The following is a 4,103-nucleotide window of genomic DNA, read 5'->3' on the forward strand; positions in this document are numbered from 1 at the left end:
CCCCGTGGGGGCCCGCCCACTCCCCCCCCCCCGGGGGGGGGGCCCCCCCCCCCCCCCACCACCGGGGGGTGGGGGGCGCGGGCGCCCGCTACAATACTAAAGCTTCCCCCCCCCCCCCCCGACAAGGTTCCAGTTGTCCCGAGTCAAAAATGTATAACGCCCTATACGGCATGGCGACCAGCAAGATCAACTTTCCGACATTGAAGAACAAGATCCGCAAAGAATGTCGGGAGCCCTGGCTAGGGTTGGCCGGTGATCACCGAGATCCTGCTCGAACCGGCGGAAGAGAACGTCCAGACACCGGTGCTCTTCGAGGGCTTCCTCGAACCAGGAGCACAGGCGGCTCAGGCACTTCTCGTGCTGGGAAAGGTCGCGCGCACGCGATTCTGGATGCCGCCGTCGATGGTGAACCGGCTCATCGCGGAGTCCGATCCGGTGTTCACGGCGGACCGCACGACGCTGCGGGCCGAGTCCTTCTCGCCGTGCTGCGGGGTTTACGCGAGGCTCGATCTCCTGGAGACGGGTAGTACCGGCGAGGGCTGCACGAACGTGGATCTGTCCGAAGCGACGCGGACAATCCTGGCCGGGGTCGTGGCGCGGGACCCGTTGCACCTGACCGTTCGTGGCGAGGGAATCCAGCTGAGCACGCTCGACGGTCACAACGACGAGTCGCGGGTGCCGCTGCCGGATCGCTGGGTGGCGGGCTTCGCCGAGGTCGCCGCTGTCACGGCGAACGCGGTCAAGACGGCGGAGCTGGGCAAGCTCGAAACGCGGGCTTTTCTGCGCAGGCTGCCCACCGCCGTCGGCAGGTCGTGGGCCGTGCCGTCGGGGAGCGGACTCCGGTTGACTTCGCGGCCCGGCCCGGACTCGATCCCGGCGTCCGGGCTGCACCGGCTGCGGGTGGTCGAGCCGCTGATCCGATTCACCCAAGGATTGTCCGTCTACACACGACCGGACAGTGAGGTCGCGAGCTGGGTGCTCCAGTTGGAGCGAGCGCGGGTCGTCGTGACGCTGTCCCCGGAGGCCTCCCGCGGATTCTCGGGTGAAGGCGGTTGGCTGAACGCCTTGGCCGCCGGTCTCGACGCGCCTGGACTCGTAGCGGGTCGTGCCGGTCACGACGTCGTCGACGGCACCTGGTTCCCGCGGGAGCTGCCGAGTGGAAGTGCTCCGGCGAACGGCAGGCTCGCGAAGGCGCGCGAGCTCGTAGCGGCCGGCGCCGTCCGTTTGTTGCCCGACGGAGGCTACGAGATCACACGTTCCGGGTCGGTGCAGCGCGTGCGGTTGTCCCCGGCGGGCTGTACCTGTGCCTGGTGGGCCAAGCATCAGGAGAGCCGAGGACCGTGTTCCCACGTGTTGGCGGCCAGGATGTCAGCGGCCGAGGCGTGACGCCGCCTTCGCCGCTTTCGAACTGCCCTTAAAGCCCGTCAGCCAGTCCTTCGTTTCGGCGCTGATCGTGCCCGCTCCTCGGTCCACCAGATCGGCGGCGAGTTCGAGCAGGGCGAAGATGCCGCGGTGCGAGGGTTCCAGCTTCGGCAGCAAAGCGTCCACTGTGGACAAGATGGCGATCGGGTGTTCGTTCGCGATGACCGAAAGCCGGGAGGCCAGCCTTGTCGGAACGAGGTGAGGGCCGAATATTCCCAGCGCTTCGCCGAGCGCGCGGGGCCCGAGCATCCGCCGGTCCAGCAACGTCAGTGCGGCGTCCGTGCCCAGCTGGGCCGAGGTGGCGCGTTTCAGCACGAGTGTGGTGGCGATGAGCGTCGTGCCGGGGTGGCCGGGGATGGAAGGGCTGTCCAGGAAGGGCGGTAGTGCGGCCTTCTCCACGGGATAGCCGACTTCGTAGTCGTTGTAGAACAGGTTTCCGGCGACGGCGGCTTCGAGGTGGTCGCGGTCGTAGGGCGAGGAGACGGCTTCGTGGCATTCGGTGAAGCCGAGCCACTGGTGATCCGTTTCGTCGAAACGTATCCCGAGCCAGGGGGTCTTCGGCGCGACGACCTCGGGCTGTTGTTCGACGTCCAGCGAGGTGACGCCGTAGTCGGTGGGGCCGACTTTCGCTGTCCAGGTGATCGGTGGTCCGGGGTTCCCGTGGAGCGCGGCGGCGGGATCGGCGGATTCCGGGTGGCGGGCGCGGGCGGCGGCGAGTGCGGTCCAGCCGGTGTCGTCGATGGCCGGTCCGCCGAGGGCGTAGCGGATGGTGTCGGCGTGCGGGCCGGTGAGTTTCGCGGCGAGGGTGAGAGCTTCGGGTCGGGTGTCCGGGGCGAGCCGGAGCTGTGCGTCGACGACGTCGTCCTCGGGCGCTTCGGGGTGTTCGAGCATGCGGGTGACGAAAACGACCGGGTCGAGCCAGCCGCCCTGGTGGGTGGCCGCGGAGACGGGGCGGGCGTTGCCTTCCAGCAGTGCGGTGACCCGGTGGTGGAGCGGGCGTCGCCAGCCGTCGACCTGCGGTGGGTGGGCGACGTCGCGGCCGCTGAAGCCGAGGACGAGGGTGGCGATCAGGTGGGGGACGGCCGCGGGGTACTTCTCGCCCGTGATCTTGGTGGCGCGTTTGACCAGTGGTTTGAGGGCGTCCTTGAGTTCGTCGGCGACGCGGTGTGCGCCGTCGAGGGCGGCCAGCAGGAGGTCGGCTTGATCGGGGTCGGCGAGAAGGGAGGACAGGGCTTCGGCGACGGCTGCCGGGGTGTCCGGGATGTCGAGCGGGATGGTCAGCATCGTGCGCTGTGCCCACGGCGGTCGCACGGGTTCCGGGTATTCGGCGGCGGCGATGGCGGCCGGTGCGTCCGGGGTGACACCGAGTCGAGCGGTGGCCAGGGCGCGGACGTCGGAGGCTTCGTGGGTGAGTGCCGCTTCGAAGACTTCGTTGGCGAGGTCGGTGAGTTCGGGACGCCGGTCGGCGATACGGGTGGTGAGTTTGAGGGCGAGTTTGGCGGTGGCGGCGCCGCGTCCGGCTGCGGCGGCGGGGAGGTGCTGGAGGGCGATTTCGTCGTCGAGGTTGCCTTGTTTGTCCACTAGGGACAGTGCTTTGACGGCGAAGGAGACGGTGCGGGGGAGGCCGCTGCCGCAGAGCCGGGCATAGCGGTTTTGGGCGGCGGCGCGCTCGTCCGGTGTGGGGGCGAGCGTTTCGTGGAGGGCCGAGTACCACTGGGCACGGAAGGCGGCGAAGTCGCGGGCGAGGATGTCGAGGGTGAGGTCGAGCAGCCTGGTGCGGTCGACGTCGCCGGTCGTGGTCAGTTCGAGTAGCGCGGTGGACCACTTGTCTTCGTCGCGGACGTACTTGTCGAAGGCGGCGAAGCTGGCGTCGCCGTTGCCTTCGAGTTCGAGGAGTTCCCAGAGTTCGGTGAGTGCTTCGGGTTCGGTGCGGAGCCGTTCGGCGAGGGGTTTTCCGCCGAAGCGTCCGGCCCAGCGGAACCAGCCCGAGTAGTAGTCCGGGGTGCGGATGGGTTCGAGGTCGCCGTCGAGGGTCATGCGGCGGATCGCTTCCCAGGCGGTCTGATGGCCGATCATGCGGAGGGCGATGGTCTTGCGTTCGGCGAGGGGTCGGTCTTGCAGGACGCGTTCGAGGATCGTGGGTGAGGCGATCCAGAGTCTGCGGAGCAGGGGGTCGCCGGCGGGGAGGACGGCCCAGAGCGCGGTCGCGGCTTGCTGGCCCTTGAGGGGGTTTCGGGCGCCGTAGGTGTTGGGTTCGATCTCGACGAACTCGCTGCTGTCCTTGAACGCGGCCAGGAGTTCGGGGGCGAGGGCTTTTCGCTCGGCTCGGGAGAGTTCGAGTGTCCGGGTGAGGACGTCCGAGGGTTGGCCGGTGAGGAGCGCGTCGAGGTGCACGGGTCCATTGTGTCCTCAAGGTGGTCGAGCGTGGCGATTCGGGATCTGGTGGGCCGGTATTTGGTTACGTGCTGGGTCCGTTGCGTCGTTTGCCGCTGGATGTGGCCGTTAGGGCCTTGAGCAGCGCGGCGCGGGTTGTGAAAGCCACTTTCGCAACGTTGAAGGTTGTGAACGTGGCTTTCGCATCACGACCATCCCGGCCCAGCGGGCCCGGCGGCATCGAGCGTCGGGGGGAGCCCGATCGGGGGCGGCGGTGTGGCTGAAATGTCGTTGGGGGGCCGGGGCCG

2 protein-coding genes are annotated in these 4,103 nt (G+C 68.8%); one reads left to right on the forward strand and one right to left on the reverse strand.

Annotated features, from left to right (window positions below):
• Positions 1–252: 252 nt before the first annotated feature.
• A complete protein-coding gene (locus tag ACFWMR_RS18125) occupies positions 253–1,386 on the forward strand; it encodes an SWIM zinc finger family protein (protein ID WP_378379175.1) in 1,134 nt (377 codons plus the stop codon).
• Here the strand turns inward: ACFWMR_RS18125 and ACFWMR_RS18130 are convergent.
• Positions 1,369–3,816 carry a DUF6493 family protein gene (locus ACFWMR_RS18130; RefSeq protein ID WP_378379176.1) on the reverse strand — a complete coding sequence of 816 codons (2,448 nt, stop codon included), beginning with the start codon at positions 3,814–3,816 and terminating at the stop codon, positions 1,369–1,371. The two genes, ACFWMR_RS18125 and ACFWMR_RS18130, sit on opposite strands and share 18 nt — an antisense overlap.
• Positions 3,817–4,103 lie beyond the last annotated feature (287 nt).

Source organism: Amycolatopsis thailandensis, assembly GCF_042723255.1.
Taxonomy (GTDB): domain Bacteria; phylum Actinomycetota; class Actinomycetes; order Mycobacteriales; family Pseudonocardiaceae; genus Amycolatopsis; species Amycolatopsis thailandensis.